This window comes from Ruegeria sp. TASC047 (assembly GCF_059612445.1).
In genome coordinates this window covers 78,645-101,122 of the sequence record NZ_JBXWQP010000027.1, presented here as the reverse complement: position 1 = coordinate 101,122, position 22,478 = coordinate 78,645, and the positions used below count along the sequence as shown (strand labels likewise).

Here is a 22,478-nt window from a genome sequence, read left to right as displayed (position 1 = left end):
CTGTTGGGCTGCCATCAGTAATGCACCCTCTTTTCCACGTACTTGAACTGAATGACGGTCAGAAGGCCGACGACAATCAGCAAAATGACCGATTGCGCCGAAGACGAGCCCAGATCCTGACCGACAAACCCGTCTGAAAAGACTTTGTAAACCAGAATGGTCGTGGCCTGCTGCGGTCCACCACCGGTGATTGTGTGGATTACGCCGAAAGTTTCAAAGAACGCATAGACCACATTCACTACAAGCAGGAAAAACGCTGTCGGCGACAGCAACGGCAGGACAATCGTGAAAAACCTGCGCCAGAACCGTGCGCCATCGATCGCTGCGGCCTCGATGACCGACCGCGGAACCGACTGGAGTGCGGCGAAGAAGAACAAAAAGTTATAACTGATGCGCCCCCAGGCCGAAGCGACAACCACAAGCCCCATCGCCTCGGTGCCATTCAAGACGTGGTTCCAGTCATAGCCCAGCTGTCCAAGATACCACGACACGACACCGACGCGCGTGTTGAACATGAACAGCCATAGCACACCCGCAACCGCCGGTGCGACTGCATAAGGCCAAATCAGCAGCGTCCGATAAGCTCCGGATCCTTTGATCAGCCGATCTGCAATGACTGCCAGAAACAGGGCCGGGATCATGGAGCAGAGCGTAACAAGCGTCGAAAACACGGCCGTGGTTACAAAGGATGCGCGATAAAACTTGTCGCTTAGCAGAAATTCAAAATTGCCCAGACCGACGAACTTGGACGACAACCCGAACGGATCTGGGATGAACAGCGACTGCCACACAGCTTGTGCAGCGGGATAAAAGAAGAATACGGCAGAAATGACGACCTGTGGGGCGATCAGCGCCAATGGCAACAGCCAGCCGCGGAATGTGACGCGTTTTTCCATCCTGATGACCCGCCGGGAATAGTGGATGCGGGCTCTGCCGAGCCCGCACCGGATTTCAGAGGTTTATTGATTCGCCGATTCGAACCTGCGCAGAAGCGCGTCACCGCGTTCTTTGGCGCTGTCCATGGCTTCCTGGGCGGTTTTCTCACCGGACCAGATGGCCTCAAGTTCCTCATCGATGATACCGCGAATTTGATCGAACGACCCCAGACGCAGACCTTTCGAATTTGCTGTCGGCTCTTTCGCGGTCATCTGGATCACAGCGATATCGGTGCCCGGGTTTTCATCATAGAAACCGGCCGCACGGGTCGCTTCACCGGCTTCTACGGTAATCGGAAGATAGCCGGTATTCTGGTGCCATGCCGCCTGAACGTCGGACGAGGACAAGAAGCTCAGGAACTCGCCAACGCCTTTGTATTCTTCGGGATCATGACCTTCCATCACCCAAAGGGATGCACCGCCGATGATGGTGTTTTGAGGCTCGCTTGTGACCGCTTCCCAATACGGCAGCGGGCGCACATCAAAGTCGAACTCGGCCTCGGCTTTGATCCCGGCATACCCGGCCGAGCTTTCGGTGAACAAGGCACATTCTCCGGCCCTGAAGTTTGCGCCGCCTTCATTTCTGCGACCGGTATAGATGAATTTCCCATCCTTGGCCCAGTCACCCATGGCGCTCAGGTGCGCGACCTGTACCGGGCCGTTCAGCATCAGTTCTGTGTCCAGACCGGCAAAACCATTGTCCTGCGATGCAAACGGAACGTTGTGATAGGCTGACAGGTTTTCCAGGTGAATCCAGCTTTGCCATGCCGTCACCAGCGGGCAGTCCTCGCCTCCGGCTTTGAGTTGCTCCAGCACATCGCCGACTTTTTCCCAAGTTGACAGGTCAGTATCAGGATCAACACCTGCCGCCTGCATGGCGTCGCGGTTGACCCACAAGACCGGCGTGGAAGAGTTGAACGGCAGCGACAACATATCTCCGTCGGTGGTGGTGTAGTAACCCTTCACCGCGCCGATATAGGCATCGGGATCAAAAGACGCGCCACTTTCAGCCATGACTTCGTAGACCGGCTTGATCGCGCCTTTTGCTGACATCATCGTTGCGGTGCCAACTTCGAAAACCATCAGGATGTGTGGCTGTTCGCCAGCACGGAAAGCGGCAATGCCAGCGTTCAGGGTTTCTGAATAGTTGCCCTTGTGGCTTTCGACCACGACAAACTCATCCTGACTGGCGTTGAATTCTTCAACCTGCGCTTTGACAAGTTCGCCAAGGCGGCCGGTAAAGGCATGCCAGAATTGAACTTCGGTTTGTGCCATTGCCGCCAAGGGGGACAAGGCAGTTGTAACGGCAAGAGCGCCAAGCAAATTCTTTTTCATGATTCCTCCCATGCATCAGGTTTGATGCTTCGTTGAGTACCGACTGCAACGCGTATTCGACACACATGACGATTTCACGACGTTACCGTTACAGAAATATAATTCAAGCCCTACTTATTGGCAAAAAACATAATACAATGTTATACAGCGTGAATAAAAAAGCGGAACTGGGTCTGCAATGAGACAAACTTTGAGAATTCGGCAATTGGAAGCACTCATGGCGGTGACCACCAATGGTTCGGTCACAGCAGCGGCCGCCGATTTGGGGGTGAGCCAACCAGCTGTCAGCAGGTTGCTGTCGGATCTTGAAAAATCGTTTGGATTTCAACTTTTTGATCGCCGCAAAGGGAGATTGGTGCCAACCCAGGAAGTTCGCTATCTGCAACCCAGCGTGGATCGTGTCCTGGAATTAATGAAGCAGATATCGGACGCGAGTCAGAATATCACACAGCGTAAAGCCGGGCACATCCGCGTCGCCTGCCTGCCCGGTTTCGCCACCAGCCATCTGCCGGATGTTGTGGCAAGTTTTCTGAAAGACCGGCCAGGTGTCACCATGACGATCGAACCGGACAGGCCGGAACGGATATTGGAATGGATGGTTGGCGAACAATATGACTTTGGAATCACCGATGGCTTCAACGGTCATCCGGGGGTCGAAAGCAGAAATGTCGATGTGCGCACGGTTTGCGTATTCCCGAAAAATCACGCGCTTGAGAACCTCTCGGAGGTGACGCCATCCGATCTTGCAGATGAGAACATCATACATACGCGGCGCGACAGCGATTTTTTCGGACGGCTTTCGAAGGCATTTCAGCAGGCCAACGTTACACTCAACTCTCATATCGAAGTCCGGCAATTTACGGCAGCATGTGAATTGGCCATAAAAGGCGTCGGTGTCTCAATCGTCAGCGAACTGGACGCTGTCCATTACACAGACCGGGAGCTAAGCTACAGGCCATTCAAGCCGTTTTTGCCGCATACTCTTTCGCTGGTACGCCCGGTTTTGAAGCAGCCGTCTTTGATAACACTGGAGTTCATCGAGCATTTCAGCGAAAGTCTGAATGCGTTCAGAACACTTGCGTGAGGCTGCGGTCACCGGGACGAAGGATACCTGCCCGCGTTTCCAGCCAACACTCTCCAGAAAAAGCAGGAGCCAAGGGATCGAATACGCCCAAAGCCGTCGTTATTGTGAGGCTCCGCGTATCTGTTCAATGGCTCGGGCGGCAAATCTACCCGACAAAGACCCGTCTGCGGCTGCTTCCAATGCAGGCAAAGCGGGGGATGCTTTCCCGCCGATTCCACCCAATGCGTTGGCGGCTTCTTTTCTGACAAAAACCGAAGGGCTGCCCAACAGCATGATCAGTTCCGGAACGGCTGGGGCTGCGTCAGCTCCAAAGAGCGCCAAAGACTGAGCCGCGTCACGTTGTTCCTTGGCATCTCCGCGCATCAGATCAGCTTTTAGGCTTGCAACTGTCGTGCTCGGCGGAAGCGCGGCCAATTGAAGGCCGTTTTTCAAGCGGTTGTTCAAATGCTGATGCTCGCCGATCCATCGCACGATAAAGAAATAATCGCGCACCGCTTCGCCCAGAACCTTCTCGTTTTTTCCATTCTGCCATTGTTCGATCATTGCACGCGCGCTGCTTCGATCGCCATTCAAGGCCAGAACCGACGCTGCAAATGGCATCAACTCAACTGCCTGCGGGTTTCGGTCCAGCTCAGACCTAATAACGGCCTCTGCACCTGTCAGATCATTCATCGCAAACAGCGCAGCACCTTGAAATAGCGCGTAGTGGCTGGGGTATTCCGGGTCGAGGCGCATTGCAGCCTGTACAAATGCCAGCCCTTCCTCTGGCTCGCCACCCGCGATCAAGGCCCATCCCATTGTCACATGCGCTTCGGGGTCGCTTGGTTGCAGGGCAATGGCTTTCGCGGCTTCTTGTCTCGCTTCTTCTGTTCCCCGACTTACACCCTCGGCGCTGTCCCAGTCCGGAAGGTTGAGAGCGACAATTGCCCTGATGACGTGGATAAGCGAGGTGTCCTGATGCGTCAGTTCACGGTAGTATTTATAGAACAGCCCGATATGCATCTGTTCTTCAGCATTCGCAAAGCCTGACCAGTGGTGGAAGATGTGCGGTCGCAAATGTACCATAGCTAACATCGCCCAGGCGCGCGCATAATTCGGGTCCAGCTCGACAGCCCGCTCAAAATGCGGAATTGCGGCCAGATTGTCCTGTTCATTGAAGCGTGAATAAAGCGCCCACCCGCGCTGGAACGCTTCGCGCGCCTCGATCTTTTCAGTCTCTATGCTTTCGATAGCAATCCGGCTTTGCGTGTCGAGCGGGACATCCAACTCGCGCGCAATCGCCAGTACAATGCTGTTTTGCAGGTCGAAGATCTCATCGATTTCACCGTCGAAACGTTCCGCCCAGATCAATCTGCCGTTCAACGTGTCCGTCAGGCGGATGTTGACCCGAAAACCCTCTCGGCTACGTCTAAGGCTTCCATCAACGACATAGCGAACGCCCAGTTTCTCGGCAAAACCTGCCACATCAATGTCGCGGTCCTGAAATGCAAAGGATGTGCTTCCGGCGATGACAAATAACCCTGATATGCGGGACAAGTCCGTTATCAGATCCTCGGAAACGCCATCTATCAACATCTTGTTGGACGCGTCGCTGGTGAAATTCGTCAAGGGAAGCACGGCGATCGAGGGCAGGTCCGGCAGAGGGTAAGCCATCTGTGCCTCAGAAGCGCGCAGCTGACCCTTTTCCCATATCTTCACTCCGAAAAACCCTGTTGTGCCTATTGCGACGATTACAGCCAGAACTATGAAATGAGGAACCTTCTTGGTTTTGTGCTTTACCGCCGGGGTCAACGCATCTGTTTCGACGCGGAACGCCTCAATAGGGTCCGCAATATTCTTGACAGATTGCGGGCCAATTGGCGTAAAGGCGAAGGGCACCTTGTTGCGCGCGTATCCGACAATCGCCTGCGAGGCAATAATCCCCCCAGGTTCTGCCAGTGCCTCAAGCCGTGCGGCAACGTTGACACCATCACCCAAGATGTCATCGGCGTTCGAGACGACATCGCCGACATTCAAACCGATCCGAAAAACGATTGCGCGATCAGGTTCGGTATCCGAGTTTCTTTTCGACAGTTCGGCCTGTATCTCGACTGCGGCGCGAACCGCACCGACTGCGCTGGGGAATTCGATCAGAAAACTATCACCGGCTGTGTTCGCAATGCGCCCTGAATACTCGGCGATCAAGGGCTCGATGACTTCAGCGCGGATCCGGCGCAGCTTGTCGATAGTGCCTTCTTCATCCAATCCAACCAATCTTGAATAGCCTGCGATATCGGCGGCTAAGATGGCTGCTAATCGACGATTTGGCCGGCTTTCCATAGTTTCGCAGCCTACCATTTGGACATTTTTCTGGGAACCGGTTTTCAAGGTACCGGTTTTGCTCCGGTTTTTAAAATCCCCCGACCTGTTATCTGGATGGAAATGGAAGCCCGGGCTGCTGGGTTTTCAGACAAAAGCGGCCTGGGCAATTTGTCGGCTCTGCGCGTTGTCGGATTTGCATGGCCTCGCGCGTCCTTGCACAATGCGACCAACGCATGGAGGCGAAAATGATCTACGCGATCACAATTTATGGGGAACCGGGCGTGTTCGAGGCATTGCCGAAAGATCGCCAGGACGAAGTGATGTCAGGCCATCGCGCCCTGCAAGCGGTTTTGTCGGAACGCGGAGAGTTCGTGTCGATAAAACTGATGCCGCCAACGTCAGCGGTAATGGTCGAACCGGCGGCGTCCGAAGGTGCTGCACCCCTAATCACCGATGGCCCGTTCTCCGAGACCAAGGAAAACTTTCTTGGGTTTTACGCCGCTGATTTCAAAGACCTTGAGGAAGCGTTGGAACATGCAAAACTGATCTCTTCACCGGTCGCGCGGCTGGAAGTTCGGCCCGTGGCCTGGGCCGGGGGTGCCATATCGTCGGAATAGATCATGTCAGACTGGCTGGAGGCCACATTTGCTGAACAACGCCCGCGCGCCATTGCTGCCCTCACGCGGGCTTTTCGGGATCTGGACACCGCAGAGGAGGCCTTTGCCGACGCCTGCCTGAAAGCCTTGGCGGTTTGGTCCCAGGACGGGGCGCCTCGTGATCCATTGGCATGGCTTCTGGCCACGGCCCGGAATGCGGGTCTGGACGAATTACGCAAATCCCGGCGGCGCGCGGCAATCCTGTCGCGCCACGCAGAGGAGTTTCAACCGATGCCGGCGGAAACACCCGACCCTGACGAGATGCGGGATGATGTCCTGCGCTTGCTGTTCATCTGTTGTCATCCGGAACTGGATCGGCGGGATCAGATCGCCATCGCCTTGCGGGTAGTCGCGGGGCTGAGCGTCGATGAGATCGCCAGCGGATTTCTGGTCAAATCCAAGACCATGGAACAGCGCATTACCCGCGCCAAAAAGAAAATAGCAAATAACCGGGTCGCCTTTGAAACGCCGAGCCCGGCTGAGAGGCAAGCCCGGTTGGGCGAAGTCTCGACAATGGTTTATCTGATGTTCAGCGAAGGGTGGTCGACCTCGGCCGGGCCGCAGCAAATCAAGCTCACGCTGTGCAAAGAAGCGATCCGGCTTGCCCGCCTTCTTGTCGCATTGTTCCCTGCAATGGGTGAGCAGGCCGCATTGCTGGCGCTATTGTTGTTTCAACACGCCCGGCGCCAGGCCCGGATTGACACCGAAGGCAAGCTCGTCGCGCTCGACGATCAGAACCGCGATCTTTGGGATCGCTCGAATATCGCTGAGGCTACATCGCTGTTGCAAAAAGCCCAGCGGATTGGCCACCGCGGGGTCTACATCATCCAAGCTGCAATCGCCCAGGCACATGCCTGTTCAACCTCGTCCGAAGAAACCAACTGGGCGTTAATCGAAAGCCACTACGCCGCCCTTTACGCATTGCAGCCGACACCTGTGATCCGGCTCAACCAGATTGCCGCACAGGCCAAGCTACACGGCCCACAATATGCTTTGAAGGCAATGGATCCGCTGTCACAGGAGCTGTCCAACTATCGTTGGTTTCACGCGATGCGAGGTGGCCTTTTGCAAGAAGCGGGGGATCATAAAGACGCCATTTCCGCCTTTGAAACCGTGTTGGCGCTTTCTCCCACCGCGTTGGAGTGCGACGTGATCAACGAAAAAATCAAAATCAGTCAAAAAGAATTGGAGGGCCTGTAGGAACACACACTCCTCATACGTCCTTGGGTCAGAACCGTATGTGGCGGGCGTAACCAACGGAGGTACCCATGAGTATACTTGAGATGACGGCTGTCGGAAATTCAGGATGGATCGGGCATTCTGGGCCGGATCAGAGCAAGGCCAAATCCTTTTATCAGGATGTGCTGGGCTGGAAGATCAGCGACATGCCGATGCAGGATGGGTCAAGTTATTCGGCCGCAGTTGTGGGCGAGACCGCTATCGGAGGCTTTTCACCAATGCCAGAGGAGCGTGGAAGCTGGACGATCTTCTTCACGGTGGCCGACGTGGATGCGAGTGTTGCAAAGGCCGAAGCCAAAGGCGCCACAGTTCTTCAACCCGCGATGGATATGCCGGGTGTCGGGCGCATGGCCACGCTGAACGACCCGCAAAGTGCACGCTTTGCATTGATCACCTACGAAAGCATGAGACCCTGAGAACTGCCTGAAAGGAGGGCGCAGATGGAACAATATTCGCACATCGTGCGGGTTATTGCGGCGGTATTGGTCTGGGTGAGCATTCCACTGGCGACTGCTTTTGGCCTGCGTCGATCTAGGGCGGGTATCCATCCGTTATGGGATGGGGGCAACAGGCTCTTGCGCGTAATGCGGTCACATGGAAACTTCGTCGAATATGTTTCGTTCGCGCCGTCGATCCACCGGCAGCCTGAGGCATCCAGCTGATGCCGGTGGATGAAACCCTCAACGCACGCATTCGTGACGCTTTGGCCGCGCATGTGGGCATTTCAGAAAAGCGCATGATGGGTGGCAATTGCTTTTTCTTGAACGGCAACATGCTGTGCGGGGCGCGGCGGCATAACGACGGGCTGGGCCGTTTCATGTTCCGGGTGGGCAAGGACAACGAAAGCATTGCGCTGGCGGACCCTGCGGCTCAAGAAGTGATTCACGGTGCACGCAAACTGGGTGGTTTTATCCGCGTGGATGAGAGTGATTGCGATGACGCCGCTTTGCTGCGCTGGTTACACCTTTGTCTCGAACTCGCCGCAGCACTTCCCGCGAAAGACTGAACGGAGAAATCAATGGCCAAATTTGAAAGTTTCTCACCTGCAGCGCTTGGTTTTCTAAGGGACTTGCGGGCCAACAACACGAAGGAATGGTTTGCAGCCAACAAGGCAATTTACGAGACCCATTTGAAGGAGGCCAGCAGGCACTTCGCGGATAACATGGCGGATGCATTGCTTGATCTGACTGGCCAGACCCACAGCAGCAAGATTTTTCGTATTCATCGGGATGTCCGATTTTCCAAGGACAAAACACCTTACAACGCACACCTGCATATTGCGTTTATCCCTGACGGGAATGCGGATCAGCCACCGATGTGGTTCTTTGGGCTCTCACCCGATGATCTGGCGCTTGGCTGCGGGGTATTTCAGTACGAAAAGGAAGCGTTGGATGCCTTTCGAACAGAGATGGCAGGCCCCAAAGGGGCAGAGGTGATACAGCTTGCCGCTGAGATGCGAAAGCGTGGATTCCGGGTCGGGGATCCTGAATTGAAACGTGTTCCCTCCGGTTTTGACAAAGATCATCCAAATGATGAAGCATTGCGCCGCAAAGGCTTTACCGTCTGGACGGATCTAGGCAATCCCGCCTTTGCTATCGAACCAAACCTCATTGAACGAACGACAGAATTGTTCGACGACCTCTTACCTGTTTTTCTGCTGCTTTCTCGGGTCGAGTAACCCCATCTTTCCATATGCGGGGAACATAGGCTCGATGGATATCGCCAAGGTGCCGACCTCAATCGTTCAACGCTGTGTCTGAACGGCGAGAGATAAGTATGCAGCTTCATTTTGGGTCGCACCTGTGTGCCACGCCGCTCCAGTGTTTGCCCTCTGTTTTTTTGTTTGGATATGGTGGAGCCTGCCGGAAACGCCGCCGAACGCCTAATACACTGATCGTAAATACTATTGTAGATTTCTTGTTTGCACTGTGGCTTCTCTTGAAGTCACACTTGATGTTGCACAACCTGCTACGGTGTACTGTGTACGTCCAAACCTTTACGAGGCCAGCTGTCTTTTACTGGTGGGGAAGGTTGCGGCTGGCCTGCATTTGCTGAACATCGTCGGGCCATGTGGAGCGTATGTAACCCAGCACGTCCAAAATATCTTCGTTAGTCAGCGTGCCCTCGAATCCCGGCATACCACTGTTGAAGTCTTTAATGCCGCGTGCTGCCAATGCGTCTGCCCCACCTAGTTTGGTGTACTCGAACAGTAGCTGGTTGTCGTGGTGCCAAGTGTGCCCTGTCACGTCATGTGGTGGCGCGGGCAACACCCCGTCTTCGTTGGGTGTTTGCCAGTCGGGTTGGCCTTCCAGATTCACTCCATGGCATGAGGCACAGTGCACTGCGTAAAGTTCCTGCCCATTCGCTAGGTCTCTATCTAACAACTCATGATCTGCAGCAAGGCTCGTACCAATGCTGCATATAGCGAGTGCGCAAAGGTGTTTGTTCATCTCTACCTACCTTAACTCGGAAGCGTTAGTACGCTCGTGAGTGTTGCCGTTGTCGCCAGCACCACTAATACGATTATTGCCTCAACCTCGATGGATCGGGCGAGGCGTTGCGCTGCTATTGCCTCTCCACTTTGCATGGCCGGAACAAATTGGAGCTTGTTGGCAGCGGCGAGGATCAACAGCAGTGCCACAAGAAACACCTTGATCAACAGCGCCTGCCCGTAGCCAGTGAACAAGAGCCCTTGGAGATTGCCGACAAGCAACCAAGCCATCCACAGACCCGCCGCGACTAGCGTTGGCACAATAAGTGCAGCAGCCTGTCCAAACCTGTGCCCTAACACTGCTGCATCTGTCAGGTGTTCAGGCATGAGAGCCATACTCCGCAGCGGGCCAAATATACCCACCCAAAAGGCCACACACAGCAGGTGCAACAGCAGCAACAGTTGGACGCCAACACTCTCCAGTTCCGGTACATGTCCGATCTGTGCAAAGGACCACATGGCCAATGTGCCACCCAACAGCGCGATCCATAGACCAAAGCGAGGAACAGACAGTCCCACAAGGATCAAAACTGCGCCTGAAAGGCGATAAGCAAGTACGTCGCCTACGGAGGTCTGCCAAAGCAAGCCAAGCATCTCTGGATCGACCATGCCGTCAACTCCGCCCGTTAAGGCGGCTCCTCGGAGCATGAAACCAAATACCGTTGCTGCGAGGGAAAGCCACGCCAAGACCAAGGCTTGGCGCTTCATCGCAAGGCTTACCGGCGCGACTAGTTCGGAATAAAAGCACTTAACGGCGACAAGCCCGGTGGACCCAGCAAAGCCGATGTAGAGCACCAGCTTTGCGAGGATTGCGACAACTCCGCAAATGTCTGGCATGCTCATTCCACGGAAAAGGAAAACTCGCCCTGCATCGCATGGCCGTCTTTACCTAAACCACGCCACTCGATGACATAGGTGCCGGTTCCATTGCCCGGCAGTGGGATCGTGAACTCCTGACTAAAACTTGTCTGGTCCCCCAAATCTAGGCTTACTGCCGAGTGTTCTTCATGGGCCATCTCTATCCGCGTCAGCCGGATGTCCTTGGTGAAGCTGAGGCCAATTTCAGCGGGCACAGAGGTTACAGTCGCCCCATTGGCAGGTGTCGTTTCTTCGGCCTTGGAATGCGCCAGTACCCCGCTGGGAATAGCAGCCATGATTACGAGAGTTACGATCTTTTTCATGGTCCTGTCCTCAATTTATTCCGTTGGCACGTTGAATTTCACGAATGTACGCGATCACCATGGCAACGTCACCTCGCGTCAATCCCTCGACCGGCGGCATGTCACCAAACTGCCAATGATGGCTTCTTACACCTTGTGAAACCGCCCTCTGAAAGGCTTCGTCAGCGTGGTGGCTGGGCTCGTATATCTTGTGGATCAGAGGCGGTCCTGCGCCTTCTACACCGACCGCATTGACGCCGTGGCAAGCAGCGCAAGAGACATCAAAGACACGCTGACCGATTACTGCATTGCCCTCGATTGGCGGCATCTGAATTGCGACTATGGCGCCGCCTGTGCCTGTCTCTGGCGATGTGGCCTCTTCGATTGGGCCGGGCCGAAGGGTTATGAAAGCGGCGACGGCTGCGACGGTGCCTGCGCCGATGAATAAGAGACTTTTTCTCATGAGTTGATCCTGACTTTTGGAAGCTGGTAGTGCTGCGGTTCACTGCGAACAGCGGCACGCGCAGGTCGCAGAATTTCGCAAGGATTTACGCTGCTTCAAAAGTCAGGGGGCTTGTAAGGGTTATCCGGCTCAATCGGCTTGGCTTGGGCTCCAACCTGGAACTCGGGTGCGATTTCACGTTGACCCTGCGCGGCTTCCCCGTTTTGGGCGAGCAAAATAACTGCTTGGCAGATAGAGGGATTACACTCGCCGGTTCCTGAATAGTCCGGGTCGTGGTGGCTGTGTAGGGTCGATTTATCGCCGCTGTTATTCGCCACTAAAATGTGTTCTGCCGATTGCATGTGGCTTTCACAGCCAAGACCGATGCAGCCATCCGATCGCGCGTGAGCAACGCCACCAAGCCCGGTCAGGATGACCAGAATGCCAGCGAGTACCAAAAGTGAGTATCGTCGGATGACCATGGTTCAGGACGCTACTGCAGTAGACCAAGCATGACAACGCCATCACGTTTAGAATTAAGGATTATGACTAACTTAATTTCGAGCTTTTTAGGCCTGCCTCCTCGTAGTTAGCAACACGAGAAGGTCCTTCGTACTAAACCCCAAACTGCAGTGATGTGGACGACGTTGCAGTTGAGTGTTGACATATGTCAAAGCGTAGTTTGCCAAGTTGTTGGCAAGGTGCTTCGCAAATGGGTCAGAGCTTCAGCATAAAAGCAACCCGGAGAACGGTGGCGTTTTTGGCTATACTCATAGCTATGGCCGCATGCACGGACAGGCATCACCACGGTGACTGGCACGGCCATGGTGTAGAGGGTTGCTATGCACCCCACCATGACGCTATCGGCGAAGCTCGTTGTGGGGTGTTTGAGTAAGCTACTTAGCAAAGGCGCACTCGCAAACAACCAGTCTAGCCAGTTTATGTTTGGTGATCACGAGGCCGCTGTTGATAGTGAACAGCCTCATCTGACTGGTCCAGTTTGATTGTTAGTGCATCGTCGGCCTCTGATCCGTTGGAATGATGTTTTCCGGGGCTGGTGGGCGATAGACCAATGCACTGCCCGACGTTTGGTGCTTGGTCTTGTGCCGGGCAGTGGCCAACGGAAGTAGTAGATGCCGTGTTGGGACAGAGAGAGATACGCATACAGCTTCATTTTGTGTCACACCTGTGTGTCACACCGCTCTAATGCTTGCTATCTGGTTGTATTGTTAGGTTTTGGTGGAGCCTAGGGGAGTCGAACCCCTGACCTCTTGCATGCCATGCAAGCGCTCTCCCAACTGAGCTAAGGCCCCATCATTGTACCATCGGTACGGTGGACGGACGTTTAGGAGACAGCGGCAGCGAGTGCAAGTCCAAAGTTTGAATCGGGCGCGAATTTTCACCCGAGCTGCTCCTCAGGTGAAAAAGGCGACCCTGGGGATCGCCTTTTACTAGGTCAGTTGTCGTCGTCTGATGACATGTCGGTGATGTCGTCCAGAGAAACATCATCATTGTCGTCATCATCATCGTCCAGCAGATCGTCATCCAAATCCACGTCGACGTTGTCATCATCGTCCAGAACCAGATCGTCATCCGCCGTGTTTTCACGTGCTTTGACTGAAGCTGCGTCTTCTGCATCCGCCGAGATCATACGGCTTTTGGATGTTTCAAGCTCCACGATCTCGCCAGTGTAGGGGCTGATGATCGGGTCCTTGTTCAGGTCGTAAAACCGCTTACCGGTTGTCGGGCAAACACGCTTTACGCCCCATTCTTCCTTGGGCATGTCAAATCCCCTTGATATCAGGTGAGTCGTCTAAATGATTCAGCTCACCTGCCACAGGCAGAGGGCACTGTCAAAGTCTTTGCGCAAGAGAGGTCACGATATGGGAGAGCACGCATTGCCAGGGACACCGCCGGTGCCACTGAGATTGCGCAAATCGGCTCGGGCGCGGCGTATCAGCCTGCGGATCTCTCAGTTGGATGGGCGCGTAACGTTGACTTACCCGAATGGCGTGCCGGAATCTGAGGCCTTGAGTTTTGCGCGCACCAAAGAAGGGTGGATCCGGCAGCATCTTCAGGGTCGGCCCGATATTGCCACCGTGCAGTTTGGGCAAGTAATCCCGATCGAAGGGAAAGCGCGCCGAATCGTTCCTGCAACCGGGCGGCGGGTTTTGCTGAATGCAGATGAGGTTGCCGTGCCCACAGGGGCCGAGGCCCGCAGGTTGGGCCGGTTCCTGAAGGAACTGGCGCGGGACCGGTTGACCGGAGCCTGTGATGATTATGCAGCCATGCTGGGGCGTTCGTACACGACACTCAGCCTGCGTGACACGCGGTCGCGTTGGGGGTCGTGCAGCTCGCATGGCGGGTTGATGTTTTCGTGGCGCCTTATTCTGGCGCCTCCTGATGTGTTGCACTATGTCGCGGCGCATGAGGTGGCACATCTTGCCGAGATGAACCACTCGCCTGCCTTCTGGGCGCAGGTCGAAAAGATATTTGGCCCGTATAAGCCGCCCCGCCGCTGGTTGCGCGACAACGGGGCCGAGTTGCATCGCTACAGATTTGATACCGAGCCGAGTTGACGTGGCGCCTTTTTGTGATCACATGAGCATATGTTGACCGCACGCCCTTCCGAAACCCAGACCGCAACACATGACCGGGTGTACCGGGCACTGCGATCCCGGATCATGCATGGTGAGATGGCACCGGGGCAGGCCCTGACCCTGCGGGGCATCGGCAAGGAGTTCGGCGTCTCAATGACCCCGGCGCGAGAGGCGGTGCGCCGCCTGGCCGCAGAAGGGGCATTGTTCCTGTCCACATCGGGCCGGGTATCGACCCCAGAGCTGACGAATGACCGGATTGAGGAACTGGCTGCCTTGCGCGCCTTGCTTGAGGTCGAACTGGCAAGCCGGGCCTTGCCCAGGGCACACATGGCCCTGATCGATAGGTTGCAGAGCATCAACATGACAGTTGCCGAGATGGTGACCAAACGGGATGCGGTTGGCTATATACGTTCGAACCTGGAATTTCACAGAACCCTGTATCTGCGCGCTCAGGCTCCTGCGATGCTGGCCATTGCCGAAACCGTCTGGCTGCAGCTTGGGCCGACGATGCGGGCGCTTTACGGACGCCTCAGACGCGCAGAGCCGCCACATTACCACAAGCTGATCATCGCCGCGCTCAAGGCCGGGGACGAGCCGGGATTGCGGCTGGCAGTGCGCTCGGATGTGACACAAGGGCTGCGTTTGCTGGTCAGCTGAGCGGCTTCCTGCCGACATCGTTAAAGCGCCCTTCCAAGGTGTCACTGTTCTGGCCTGTGCAACCCGGCTGGGTTACTCTTGCGGCAAATCACAAACAAGAGCAGACCCAAACCATGATCACTCGCCGGACCTTTTCCATTTGCCTCGGATCAACGCTTTTGGCCGCCTGCACGGGTGGTGCCGCTCCGTCCGGCACGCCTGCAACCCGGATGCGGGCTGTTCCCAATGCCGGGTGGGATGCCTGGGTTGCCGGTTTCAAGGGCAGGGCAGTGTCGCAGGGAATATCTCGGACAACCGTTGACCGCGCCTTTCAGGGGGCTGGGTATTTGCCCGACGTAATCGAACGCGATCGAAATCAGGTCGAATTCAAGCGCAGCCTCGAAGATTACCTAGCCATCGCGGCGTCGGACGAGCGGATCAGCACCGGCCAGCAGATGCTGCGGCAACATAACGGCACCCTGTCGCGGATCGAGGCGCAATATGGCGTGGACAAGGAAATCGTCGTGGCCGTCTGGGGGCTGGAAAGCCGCTATGGCGCGCGCCGCGGTGATGTGCCTGTTGTATCGGCGTTGTCGACGCTGGCTTATGATGGCCGGCGCGGGCAGTTCTTTGAAAGCCAGCTGATCGCGGCGATGAAGATCCTCCAGAACGGCGATACCACGCCTGCCAACATGACCGGCAGTTGGGCCGGGGCGATGGGGCACACGCAGTTCATTCCGACCTCGTATCTTGCCTATGCCGTGGATTTCACCGGCGACGGGCGGCGCGACATCTGGTCAGATGATCCAAGAGATTCGCTGGCCTCGACGGCGGCTTATCTGGCGCGTGCAGGTTGGGTGCGGGGCCAACCGTGGGGCGGAGAGGCGGGGCGTGTATCCGGTGCTCCGGTAGCCGTGTTGCAGCCGCAAATACCCGGACCCCGCATCGCTGTGTTTCGCAATTTCCAGGTGATCAAACGCTACAACAACTCGGACAGCTACGCGATTGGTGTCGGTCATCTGGCGGACAGGATCGCGGGCGGCGCGCCGTTTCAGGCCTCGTTTGGGCCGGACGCAAGTGGGCTGACGCTGGACGACCGCAAGGAATTGCAGCGCCGCCTGACATCTGCGGGGTATGACACGCAGGGCGCAGATGGCGTGATCGGAAACAACACCACCACAGCCATCAACGCTTATCAAAGCGCCAACGGACTGCCCGTGACAGGTGAGCCTTCGGTTGCGTTGTTGCGCAGGTTGGGTGGCTGACCGTTACGCCGCCAGCCCTTTCGACCCGATATCAAGGAATTTCTGACGGCGGTCTTTTATCAGGGCCGCCCCATCCTTGCCGTCCAGTTCCGCCAACATGGCGGTGATGGCCGCACGCACCGACTCAACCGTTGACGGGCGATCGCGATGTGCGCCACCCTTGGGCTCCGGGATGATCCGGTCACACACACCCAGTTTGTGCAAATCCTGAGCGGTCAAACGCAGCGCCTCGGCCGCTTCACGCATCTTTTCGGCATCTTTCCACAGGATCGATGCACAGCCTTCCGGCGAGATCACCGAATAGACCGAATGCTCCAGCATCGCCACACGGTTAGCGGTCGCAAACGCCACAGCGCCGCCCGAGCCGCCTTCGCCGATGATGACCGAAACCAGCGGCACGCCGATTTTCAGGCACATCTCGGTCGACCGGGCAATCGCCTCGGATTGGCCGCGTTCCTCGGCCCCTTTGCCGGGATAGGCACCGGCGGTGTCGATCAGGGTAATGACAGGCAGGCCAAAACGCCCGGCCATCTCCATCAGACGCACGGCCTTGCGATACCCCTCGGGGCGGGCCATCCCGAAATTGCGTTCGATCCGCGACTTGGTATCGCTGCCCTTTTCGTGGCCGATCACCATTACCGGCTGATCGTTAAAGCGCGCAAGACCACCGATAACGGCCAGATCGTCGGCAAAGTTCCGGTCACCAGCCAGCGGTGTGAACTCGGTGAACAATGCGTCCACGTAATCCTTGCAATGCGGGCGTTCCGGGTGACGCGCCACCTGGCACTTCCGCCACGGTGTCAGGTCGCGATAGAGTTCATCCAGCAGCTTGGAGGCTTTGGCATCCAGCGCGGCGGCTTCTTCGGCCACATCCATTTCTTCGTTGGCACGGGCCAGCGCGCGCAGCTCTTCAGCTTTGCCTTCGATCTCGGCCAGCGGTTTTTCGAAATCCAGATACTGGGTCATGACGCCTCATCTGCGTGAAATTTCCTAGCTATATGCCGCTGGCTGGCCTCAGATGCAACTAGATGACACGGAAGCGGCATCTTTCATGTCAAAAGCCGTTGATCAGATTGAGAGATTCGTTTGCTTGCGAGTACATTCCCGACATGCCCAGCAAAACAATCGCTGAAATCGACCTTTGAGGAAACTCACCCCGGCCAAAGCACGGGATAGAGCGAAACCACAAGCAGCACAGCCATTGTCCAGTTGAATACGACCAATCGGCGAGGGTTCGTCAGCATTCGGGCCATCTGCTGTCCCAAAACGGTCCATGTGCTGACGGACGGTAAATTGACGGCTCCGAAGACAAACGCAACGATGGCAATCGCATACATCGTCCGATCTGGCGTATAGGCCGTGGTGGCGGTCAGGGCCATGGCCCAGGCTTTTGGGTTTACCCATTGAAACGCTGCGGCTTGCAGAAATGTCATGGGCACGCCGGTGGCCTCGGCGCTGTTTGCCGGCGCGGCGTGCGCGATCTTCCAGGCCAGATAGAGCAGATAGATCACCGACAAGACTTTCAACACCGTATAGCTGACGGGATACCGGTCAAAGACCTGCACCAGACCGGCCCCGACAAGCAGCACCATGAAGGTAAAGCCAAGCCCAATGCCCAACATATGCGGGATCGAGCGTCGGAAGCCGAAATTCGCCCCCGAAGCCATCAGCATCAGGTTGTTCGGCCCCGGTGTGATCGAGGTTACGAAGGCAAAGGCGATCAGGGCCATCAGGATGTCATAAGTCATGGAGCGAAGTATTGTCCGCGCTGCGGCAAATGAAATTGCTTTTTTGTGCGTGTTTCCTGTAATCGTGCAATCAATGATGAAAAATGACCGAATAAACCGCCAGATATTGCAAGAGCTATCTCGCGACGGACGGATCAGCAATCTGGATCTGGCCGAGCGTGTGGGCCTTTCCCCTTCTGCTTGTCTGCGCCGCGTGCAAGAGCTTGAAAAGACTGGGGTGATCACGGGATATCGCGCGGTTCTGGACCCGGCGGCGATTGGTATCGGCTTTGTCGCCTACATCGGTGTAGGGCTGGGCGAGCATACGAAGGCCGCGCAGGAGGGGTTTGAACGCGCGCTCCAACAAGCGCCGGAAGTTGTTGAGTGCCACAACATCACGGGAACAATCGAATACTTGCTGCGGGTCGAATGTGCAGACCTGCCGTCTTACAAGACCTTCCATACCGAGGTGTTGGGAACGCTGCCGCATGTCACCTCGATCACATCCTATGTGGTTATGGGTTCGCCCAAGAATTTACGGGCGTGACGTCTTGAATTGTGAAGGCACACTCACTTGCAGGGCGAAAACTCACGGCCTAATGTCGTGGAAATGACGTTGCCAGTGGATATGCACAGCCATAACGGCACGCAAACAGGGAGATTACGATGAAACGCGTTCGAACAGTGGCGGCCGCAGTTGCCTTGTCAGTGGTTGCCGGGGCCGCCTTGTCTGCCCCGCTGAAACTGCAACCTGCCAACCCGCAGCCTTCTCCGAAGGCGGGGCTGAATGTGAAATACATTGGCACGGGCAATCAACACAAGAAGATCCGCGATCTGAGTCAGGCAAAAAGCATGCTGTCCAAAGCACAGCCTGGGCAACCGCTGCGGGGTTTGGATTACAGGGACACCAGTCAGGGTGACGATGTCATGACATTCGACGGAGCTTACAATGTTGCCGCCGAGATTACGGGATATATGCGGTTCGACTCGCCTGGGGTTTACGAGTTGGAAACCTGGTCGAATGACGGGATAGAAGCATTCGTCGGAGGTCAGAATATCGGCTATGTCACGGGTATTCAGGGCTGCGAGGCCAACCAGCGGACCGAAGTCGAAGTGCCCAAGGCCGGGTGGTACCCGCTCAAGATCATCTATTTCCAGAAGCTTGGAACATCCTGCCTGATGATGAAGTCGGGTAAAAAAGGCGAAAGGTTCACCTGGACGCCGAATGCTGTCTTTGGGCGGTGACGCCAGAAAACACCTGAAAAAGGCGCCGGGTCAGGCGCCTTTATTTGTTTCTCAGCCGTTGGCCGCGATCAGTTCGGCCTGTGCCACGATCACCTCGGCCTGCTTGATCGACGCGATGTCGACCAGACGTCCTTTGTAAACTGTCGCACCTTCGCCATTGGCTTTGGCCTGTTCCATCGCGGCGAGAATTTCTCGGGCCTCTGACACGGCTTCTTCTGATGGGGTGAACACCTGATTGGCCAGCGCGATCTGCTTGGGGTGGATCGCCCATTTACCGACCATGCCCAGCGTGGCCGAGCGTTTGGCCTGCGCAATGTATCCCTCGTCATCGCTGAAATCACCGAAGGGCCCGTCGACTGGCAGCACGCCATGGGTGCGGCACGCGGCAACGATGGCGGCCTGTGCCCAATGCCATGGGTCGGACCAGTGTTTCGCACCCTCGTGCAGCATGTAATAATTTTCCTGCGTGCCGCCGATGCCGGTTGTCTGCATCCCCATTGAGGCAGCAAAATCCGCAGCTCCCAGGCTCATAGCCTGCAAACGGGGCGAGGAGGTCGCGATTTCTTCGGCATGGGCGATGCCAGCTGCGGATTCGATGATAACCTCGAAGCTGATCGGTTTGGCACGACCTTTGGCGCGTTCAATGGCAGTGACCAGTGCGTCCACCGCATAGACATCCGCCGCGCAGCCGACTTTGGGGATCATGATCTGATCCAGACGGTCGCCCGCCTGTTCCAGTACATCGACAACGTCGCGATACCAGTACGGGGTGTCCAATCCGTTGATGCGAACGGACATGTATTTGTTGCCCCAATCCACGGTGTTCAGTGCTTCGATGACATTGGCGCGGGCCGCATCCTTGTCCGAAGGTGCAACCGAGTCTTCAAGATCGAGGTTGATCACATCTGCGGCGGATGCTGCCATCTTCGGGAACAGTTTGGTGTTCGATCCCGGGCCAAACAGCTGACAGCGATTGGGGCGCGCCGGTGCGGCAGGTTGGATGCGAAAGCTCATCTGGACCTCGTCTGAGTAATGAAATTACGATTTTTCTGCTCAATGAGGTATTAAATTGCGTGGTGCGGCGCAAGAGCGATTGTGCATCTGCGGCAATGCGGTTGCAGAATGCGGCTTCAAAACTGCCCAACTGGGGCGATTAAAGTTTAATCATTTTGAAAACTTCGAAGATTTTTGCGCACATTGCGAATATTGCACAAGAAACTCGCGCATAGCTCGTGGTTGACGGGCCAAAACGCGAAGCGCTCGTTTTGCCGCTTCTCTAGCCTGCCCCGGAATCAAAGGAGTGACCGCAATGATCGAGACACCGTACCTGCTGTTCCTGGGCGATGCGCCCGACCAATTAGCGGCCAAAGTGGCTGTTGGGATCAAGGACTGGCGTCCGGAAAACGCCGTGGGCCAGTATCGAATGGATGGCTGCAAGGCCGATCTGGGCCTGACTGACATGACCCTGACCGAAGCGAAAGAAGCCGGAGCCAAGACGCTGGTGATCGGCGTGGCAAACCGCGGCGGTGTGATCAGCCAGGACTGGAAAAAGGTTCTGGTTATGGCGCTTGAGGAAGGGTTCGACCTGGCCTCGGGGTTGCATAATCTGCTGCGGGATGAGCCCGACCTGGTAGCGGTTGCCGAAGCAACAGGACGAAAACTGCACGATGTACGGGTGCCCGAGATCGATTATCCGATCGCAAACGGGATCAAACGCAAGGGCAAGCGGTGTCTGGCCGTCGGAACAGACTGTTCGGTTGGCAAGATGTACACCGCGCTGGCGATGGACGCCGAGATGCGTGAGCGCGGGATGAAATCGACCTTCCGCGCGACCGGCCAGACCGGCATCCTGATCACCGGTGACGGTGTGCCGCTGGACGCAGTCATTGCCGATTTCATGGCTGGTTCGGTCGAATGGCTGACACCGGACAATGACGAGGATCACTGGGATTTGATCGAAGGGCAGGGATCATTGTTCCACGTATCCTATTCCGGCGTGACCATGGCACTGATCCATGGCGGCCAGCCGGACGCCCTGATCCTGAGCCATGAACCGACCCGTGCGCATATGCGCGGCTTGCCAACCTATCAACTGCCGACATTGGAAGCCCTGCGCGACACCGCGCTGGCGCTGGCCAAAGTGGCAAACCCGGATTGTCAGGTTGTTGGCGTTTCGGTCAACACGCAGCACATGTCTGAGGCTGACGCGACCGCCTACCTGGCCAAGATCGAAGCGGATATGGGCCTGCCTGCGACCGACCCGTTCCGCTTTGGTTCGGGCAAGCTAGTGGACGCGCTGGCCGCAATGTGATCTGAACAATGCGCCGGTGGCGGGGCTGTTTCGCCTCCGGCGTGAGTATTTGGGAAAAGATGAAGGAACGGGTGCGTGCAGATTGAGGTTTCTCGCGATGTGTTCCGGCTGGCGCAGGTCTTCACAATCTCGCGCGGGTCGCGGACCGAAGCAAAGGTGCTGACAGTTCGGGTGTCGGACGGAACTCATCAGGGCTGGGGTGAATGCGTTCCTTATGCGCGTTATGACGAAACGCTGGAGTCCGTTGAGGCCGAGATTGCCGGTCTGCCCGCGGATGTCACCCGCCGGTCGCTGATGGATCTGCTGCCAGCAGGTGCCGCGCGGAACGCCGTGGATTGCGCCTTGTGGGATCTGGAGTGCAAACGAACCGGCAAACGCGCCTGGGACCTGGCAGGTCTGCCCAAGCCCGGCCCCGAGATCACCGCCTATACATTGTCGTTGGACACCCCCGAGGCAATGCAGGCGCAGGCCGCCGGGAACGCGCATCGCCCGCTTCTGAAGATCAAGCTGGGCACGCCCGATGATATGCCCCGGCTTGAGGCAGTGCGAGCAGGGGCTCCGAACTCCAAGATCATTGTGGATGCGAACGAAGGCTGGTCGGCCGAGGTTTACGCCGACCTCGCGCCGCATCTGGTGCGGCTGGGCGTGGCGTTGGTGGAACAGCCCTTGCCCGCAGGAGATGACGACGCATTGATCGGGATGAAGCGCCCGGTGCCAGTCTGTGCTGACGAGTCCTGCCATGACCGCGCCAGCCTGCCGAAGTTGAAGGGCAAATATGATGTCATCAACATCAAGCTCGACAAGACCGGGGGCCTGACCGAGGCGCTGGAGTTGCGCAAAGCGGCGATTGCCGAAGGCTATGACATTATGGTGGGATGTATGGTCGGCAGCTCGCTTGCCATGGCACCTGCGACATTGCTGGCGCAGGGTGCAATGGTAACGGACCTTGACGGCCCGCTTCTGTTGGCCGAAGACCGCGACACCCCGCTGGATTTTGACGACGCCGGAGTGCACCCGCCTGCGGCCGCACTTTGGGGTTGAGGAGACGAAC

The 22,478-nt window shown here is 56.6% G+C and carries 26 protein-coding genes and 1 tRNA gene; 14 read left to right on the top strand and 13 right to left on the bottom strand.

Features of this window, described 5'->3' with window-relative positions; genetic code table 11:
- Nucleotides 1–14: 14 nt before the first annotated feature.
- A complete protein-coding gene (ugpA, locus tag AC2FLO_RS06605) occupies nt 15–896 on the bottom strand; it encodes a sn-glycerol-3-phosphate ABC transporter permease UgpA (protein WP_209505975.1) in 882 nt (293 codons plus the stop codon).
- Between the two features lie 63 nt (nt 897–959).
- Nucleotides 960–2,270: a sn-glycerol-3-phosphate ABC transporter substrate-binding protein UgpB gene (gene ugpB / locus AC2FLO_RS06600; protein WP_496753778.1), complete on the bottom strand. Its 1,311-nt coding sequence runs from the start codon at nt 2,268–2,270 to the stop codon at nt 960–962.
- A 178-nt stretch (nt 2,271–2,448) separates the two neighbouring features.
- On the opposite strand from ugpB, the gene AC2FLO_RS06595 reads away from it, so the two are divergent.
- Entirely contained in the window at nt 2,449–3,354 is a 906-nt protein-coding gene (locus AC2FLO_RS06595; protein ID WP_496753779.1) for a LysR substrate-binding domain-containing protein, read from the top strand.
- Nucleotides 3,355–3,453: 99 nt separating this feature from the next.
- Here the strand turns inward: AC2FLO_RS06595 and AC2FLO_RS06590 are convergent, their stop codons facing one another.
- A complete protein-coding gene (locus AC2FLO_RS06590; protein ID WP_496753781.1) occupies nt 3,454–5,607 on the bottom strand; it encodes a HEAT repeat domain-containing protein in 2,154 nt (717 codons plus the stop codon).
- 293 nt (nt 5,608–5,900) lie between these two features.
- Between AC2FLO_RS06590 and AC2FLO_RS06585 the strand changes: the two genes are divergently transcribed.
- From AC2FLO_RS06585 to AC2FLO_RS06560, 6 genes are all read left to right on the top strand, one after another.
- A complete protein-coding gene (locus tag AC2FLO_RS06585) occupies nt 5,901–6,272 on the top strand; it encodes a YciI family protein (protein ID WP_480483831.1) in 372 nt (123 codons plus the stop codon).
- 3 nt (nt 6,273–6,275) lie between these two features.
- Nucleotides 6,276–7,511, top strand: coding sequence for an RNA polymerase sigma factor (locus AC2FLO_RS06580; RefSeq protein ID WP_496753783.1), 1,236 nt, complete (start codon nt 6,276–6,278; stop codon nt 7,509–7,511).
- Nucleotides 7,512–7,579: 68 nt separating this feature from the next.
- On the top strand, nt 7,580–7,966 hold the full coding sequence (locus AC2FLO_RS06575; protein WP_480586555.1) for a VOC family protein: 387 nt from the start codon (nt 7,580–7,582) through the stop codon (nt 7,964–7,966).
- 24 nt (nt 7,967–7,990) lie between these two features.
- Nucleotides 7,991–8,212: an MAPEG family protein gene (locus tag AC2FLO_RS06570; RefSeq protein WP_496753785.1), complete on the top strand. Its 222-nt coding sequence runs from the start codon at nt 7,991–7,993 to the stop codon at nt 8,210–8,212.
- Entirely contained in the window at nt 8,212–8,556 is a 345-nt protein-coding gene (locus AC2FLO_RS06565) for a TfoX/Sxy family protein (RefSeq protein ID WP_496753786.1), read from the top strand. Before AC2FLO_RS06570 ends, AC2FLO_RS06565 begins: the two co-directional genes overlap by 1 nt.
- Nucleotides 8,557–8,568: 12 nt before the next feature.
- On the top strand, nt 8,569–9,228 hold the full coding sequence (locus tag AC2FLO_RS06560) for a DUF2461 domain-containing protein (RefSeq protein WP_496753787.1): 660 nt from the start codon (nt 8,569–8,571) through the stop codon (nt 9,226–9,228).
- A 337-nt stretch (nt 9,229–9,565) separates the two neighbouring features.
- Here the strand turns inward: AC2FLO_RS06560 and AC2FLO_RS06555 are convergent, their stop codons facing one another.
- The 7 genes from AC2FLO_RS06555 to AC2FLO_RS06525 form a co-directional block, all read right to left on the bottom strand.
- Complete coding sequence (locus tag AC2FLO_RS06555; protein WP_496753789.1) at nt 9,566–10,000, bottom strand: c-type cytochrome; 435 nt, start codon at nt 9,998–10,000, stop codon at nt 9,566–9,568.
- 11 nt (nt 10,001–10,011) lie between these two features.
- Nucleotides 10,012–10,878: a CopD family protein gene (locus AC2FLO_RS06550; protein WP_496811653.1), complete on the bottom strand. Its 867-nt coding sequence runs from the start codon at nt 10,876–10,878 to the stop codon at nt 10,012–10,014.
- Nucleotides 10,879–10,880: 2 nt separating this feature from the next.
- On the bottom strand, nt 10,881–11,222 hold the full coding sequence (locus AC2FLO_RS06545; protein ID WP_480559583.1) for a copper resistance CopC family protein: 342 nt from the start codon (nt 11,220–11,222) through the stop codon (nt 10,881–10,883).
- A gap of 10 nt (nt 11,223–11,232) precedes the next feature.
- Nucleotides 11,233–11,664: a c-type cytochrome gene (locus tag AC2FLO_RS06540; RefSeq protein WP_480483822.1), complete on the bottom strand. Its 432-nt coding sequence runs from the start codon at nt 11,662–11,664 to the stop codon at nt 11,233–11,235.
- A 95-nt stretch (nt 11,665–11,759) separates the two neighbouring features.
- The gene (locus tag AC2FLO_RS06535) at nt 11,760–12,125 is read right to left on the bottom strand and encodes a hypothetical protein (protein ID WP_496804395.1); all 366 of its coding nucleotides are present in this window, start codon (nt 12,123–12,125) and stop codon (nt 11,760–11,762) included.
- A 755-nt stretch (nt 12,126–12,880) separates the two neighbouring features.
- Nucleotides 12,881–12,956, bottom strand: a tRNA-Ala gene (locus AC2FLO_RS06530).
- Between the two features lie 143 nt (nt 12,957–13,099).
- Complete coding sequence (locus tag AC2FLO_RS06525) at nt 13,100–13,426, bottom strand: TIGR02300 family protein (protein WP_267366159.1); 327 nt, start codon at nt 13,424–13,426, stop codon at nt 13,100–13,102.
- Nucleotides 13,427–13,526: 100 nt separating this feature from the next.
- On the opposite strand from AC2FLO_RS06525, the gene AC2FLO_RS06520 reads away from it, so the two are divergent.
- The 3 genes from AC2FLO_RS06520 (at nt 13,527) to AC2FLO_RS06510 (ending at nt 16,144) form a co-directional block, all read left to right on the top strand.
- Nucleotides 13,527–14,222 carry a M48 family metallopeptidase gene (locus AC2FLO_RS06520; RefSeq protein WP_496753795.1) on the top strand — a complete coding sequence of 232 codons (696 nt, stop codon included), beginning with the start codon at nt 13,527–13,529 and terminating at the stop codon, nt 14,220–14,222.
- Nucleotides 14,223–14,252: 30 nt separating this feature from the next.
- On the top strand, nt 14,253–14,900 hold the full coding sequence (locus AC2FLO_RS06515) for a GntR family transcriptional regulator (RefSeq protein WP_480473964.1): 648 nt from the start codon (nt 14,253–14,255) through the stop codon (nt 14,898–14,900).
- Nucleotides 14,901–15,013: 113 nt separating this feature from the next.
- Nucleotides 15,014–16,144 carry a lytic murein transglycosylase gene (locus AC2FLO_RS06510; protein WP_496753797.1) on the top strand — a complete coding sequence of 377 codons (1,131 nt, stop codon included), beginning with the start codon at nt 15,014–15,016 and terminating at the stop codon, nt 16,142–16,144.
- A gap of 3 nt (nt 16,145–16,147) precedes the next feature.
- On the opposite strand, the gene AC2FLO_RS06505 is transcribed toward AC2FLO_RS06510, so the two are convergent.
- Nucleotides 16,148–17,110 carry an acetyl-CoA carboxylase carboxyltransferase subunit alpha gene (locus AC2FLO_RS06505; protein ID WP_267366162.1) on the bottom strand — a complete coding sequence of 321 codons (963 nt, stop codon included), beginning with the start codon at nt 17,108–17,110 and terminating at the stop codon, nt 16,148–16,150.
- Nucleotides 17,111–17,295: 185 nt separating this feature from the next.
- Complete coding sequence (locus AC2FLO_RS06500) at nt 17,296–17,892, bottom strand: LysE family translocator (protein ID WP_267366163.1); 597 nt, start codon at nt 17,890–17,892, stop codon at nt 17,296–17,298.
- 73 nt (nt 17,893–17,965) lie between these two features.
- Here AC2FLO_RS06500 and AC2FLO_RS06495 point away from each other — a divergent pair, with 73 nt between their 5' ends.
- Both AC2FLO_RS06495 and AC2FLO_RS06490 read left to right on the top strand, forming a co-directional pair.
- Nucleotides 17,966–18,418, top strand: a complete 453-nt coding sequence (locus tag AC2FLO_RS06495; RefSeq protein WP_496753798.1) for an Lrp/AsnC family transcriptional regulator — start codon at nt 17,966–17,968, stop codon at nt 18,416–18,418.
- 119 nt (nt 18,419–18,537) lie between these two features.
- Nucleotides 18,538–19,116, top strand: coding sequence for a PA14 domain-containing protein (locus AC2FLO_RS06490; protein WP_496753799.1), 579 nt, complete (start codon nt 18,538–18,540; stop codon nt 19,114–19,116).
- Between the two features lie 51 nt (nt 19,117–19,167).
- Here the strand turns inward: AC2FLO_RS06490 and AC2FLO_RS06485 are convergent, their stop codons facing one another.
- Nucleotides 19,168–20,130 carry an L-malyl-CoA/beta-methylmalyl-CoA lyase gene (locus AC2FLO_RS06485; RefSeq protein WP_496753801.1) on the bottom strand — a complete coding sequence of 321 codons (963 nt, stop codon included), beginning with the start codon at nt 20,128–20,130 and terminating at the stop codon, nt 19,168–19,170.
- 295 nt (nt 20,131–20,425) lie between these two features.
- Between AC2FLO_RS06485 and dgcN the strand changes: the two genes are divergently transcribed.
- Both dgcN and dgcA read left to right on the top strand, forming a co-directional pair.
- Nucleotides 20,426–21,427, top strand: a complete 1,002-nt coding sequence (dgcN, locus tag AC2FLO_RS06480) for an N-acetyltransferase DgcN (protein ID WP_267365121.1) — start codon at nt 20,426–20,428, stop codon at nt 21,425–21,427.
- A 75-nt stretch (nt 21,428–21,502) separates the two neighbouring features.
- The gene (dgcA, locus tag AC2FLO_RS06475) at nt 21,503–22,468 is read left to right on the top strand and encodes an N-acetyl-D-Glu racemase DgcA (RefSeq protein WP_480586517.1); all 966 of its coding nucleotides are present in this window, start codon (nt 21,503–21,505) and stop codon (nt 22,466–22,468) included.
- Nucleotides 22,469–22,478 lie beyond the last annotated feature (10 nt).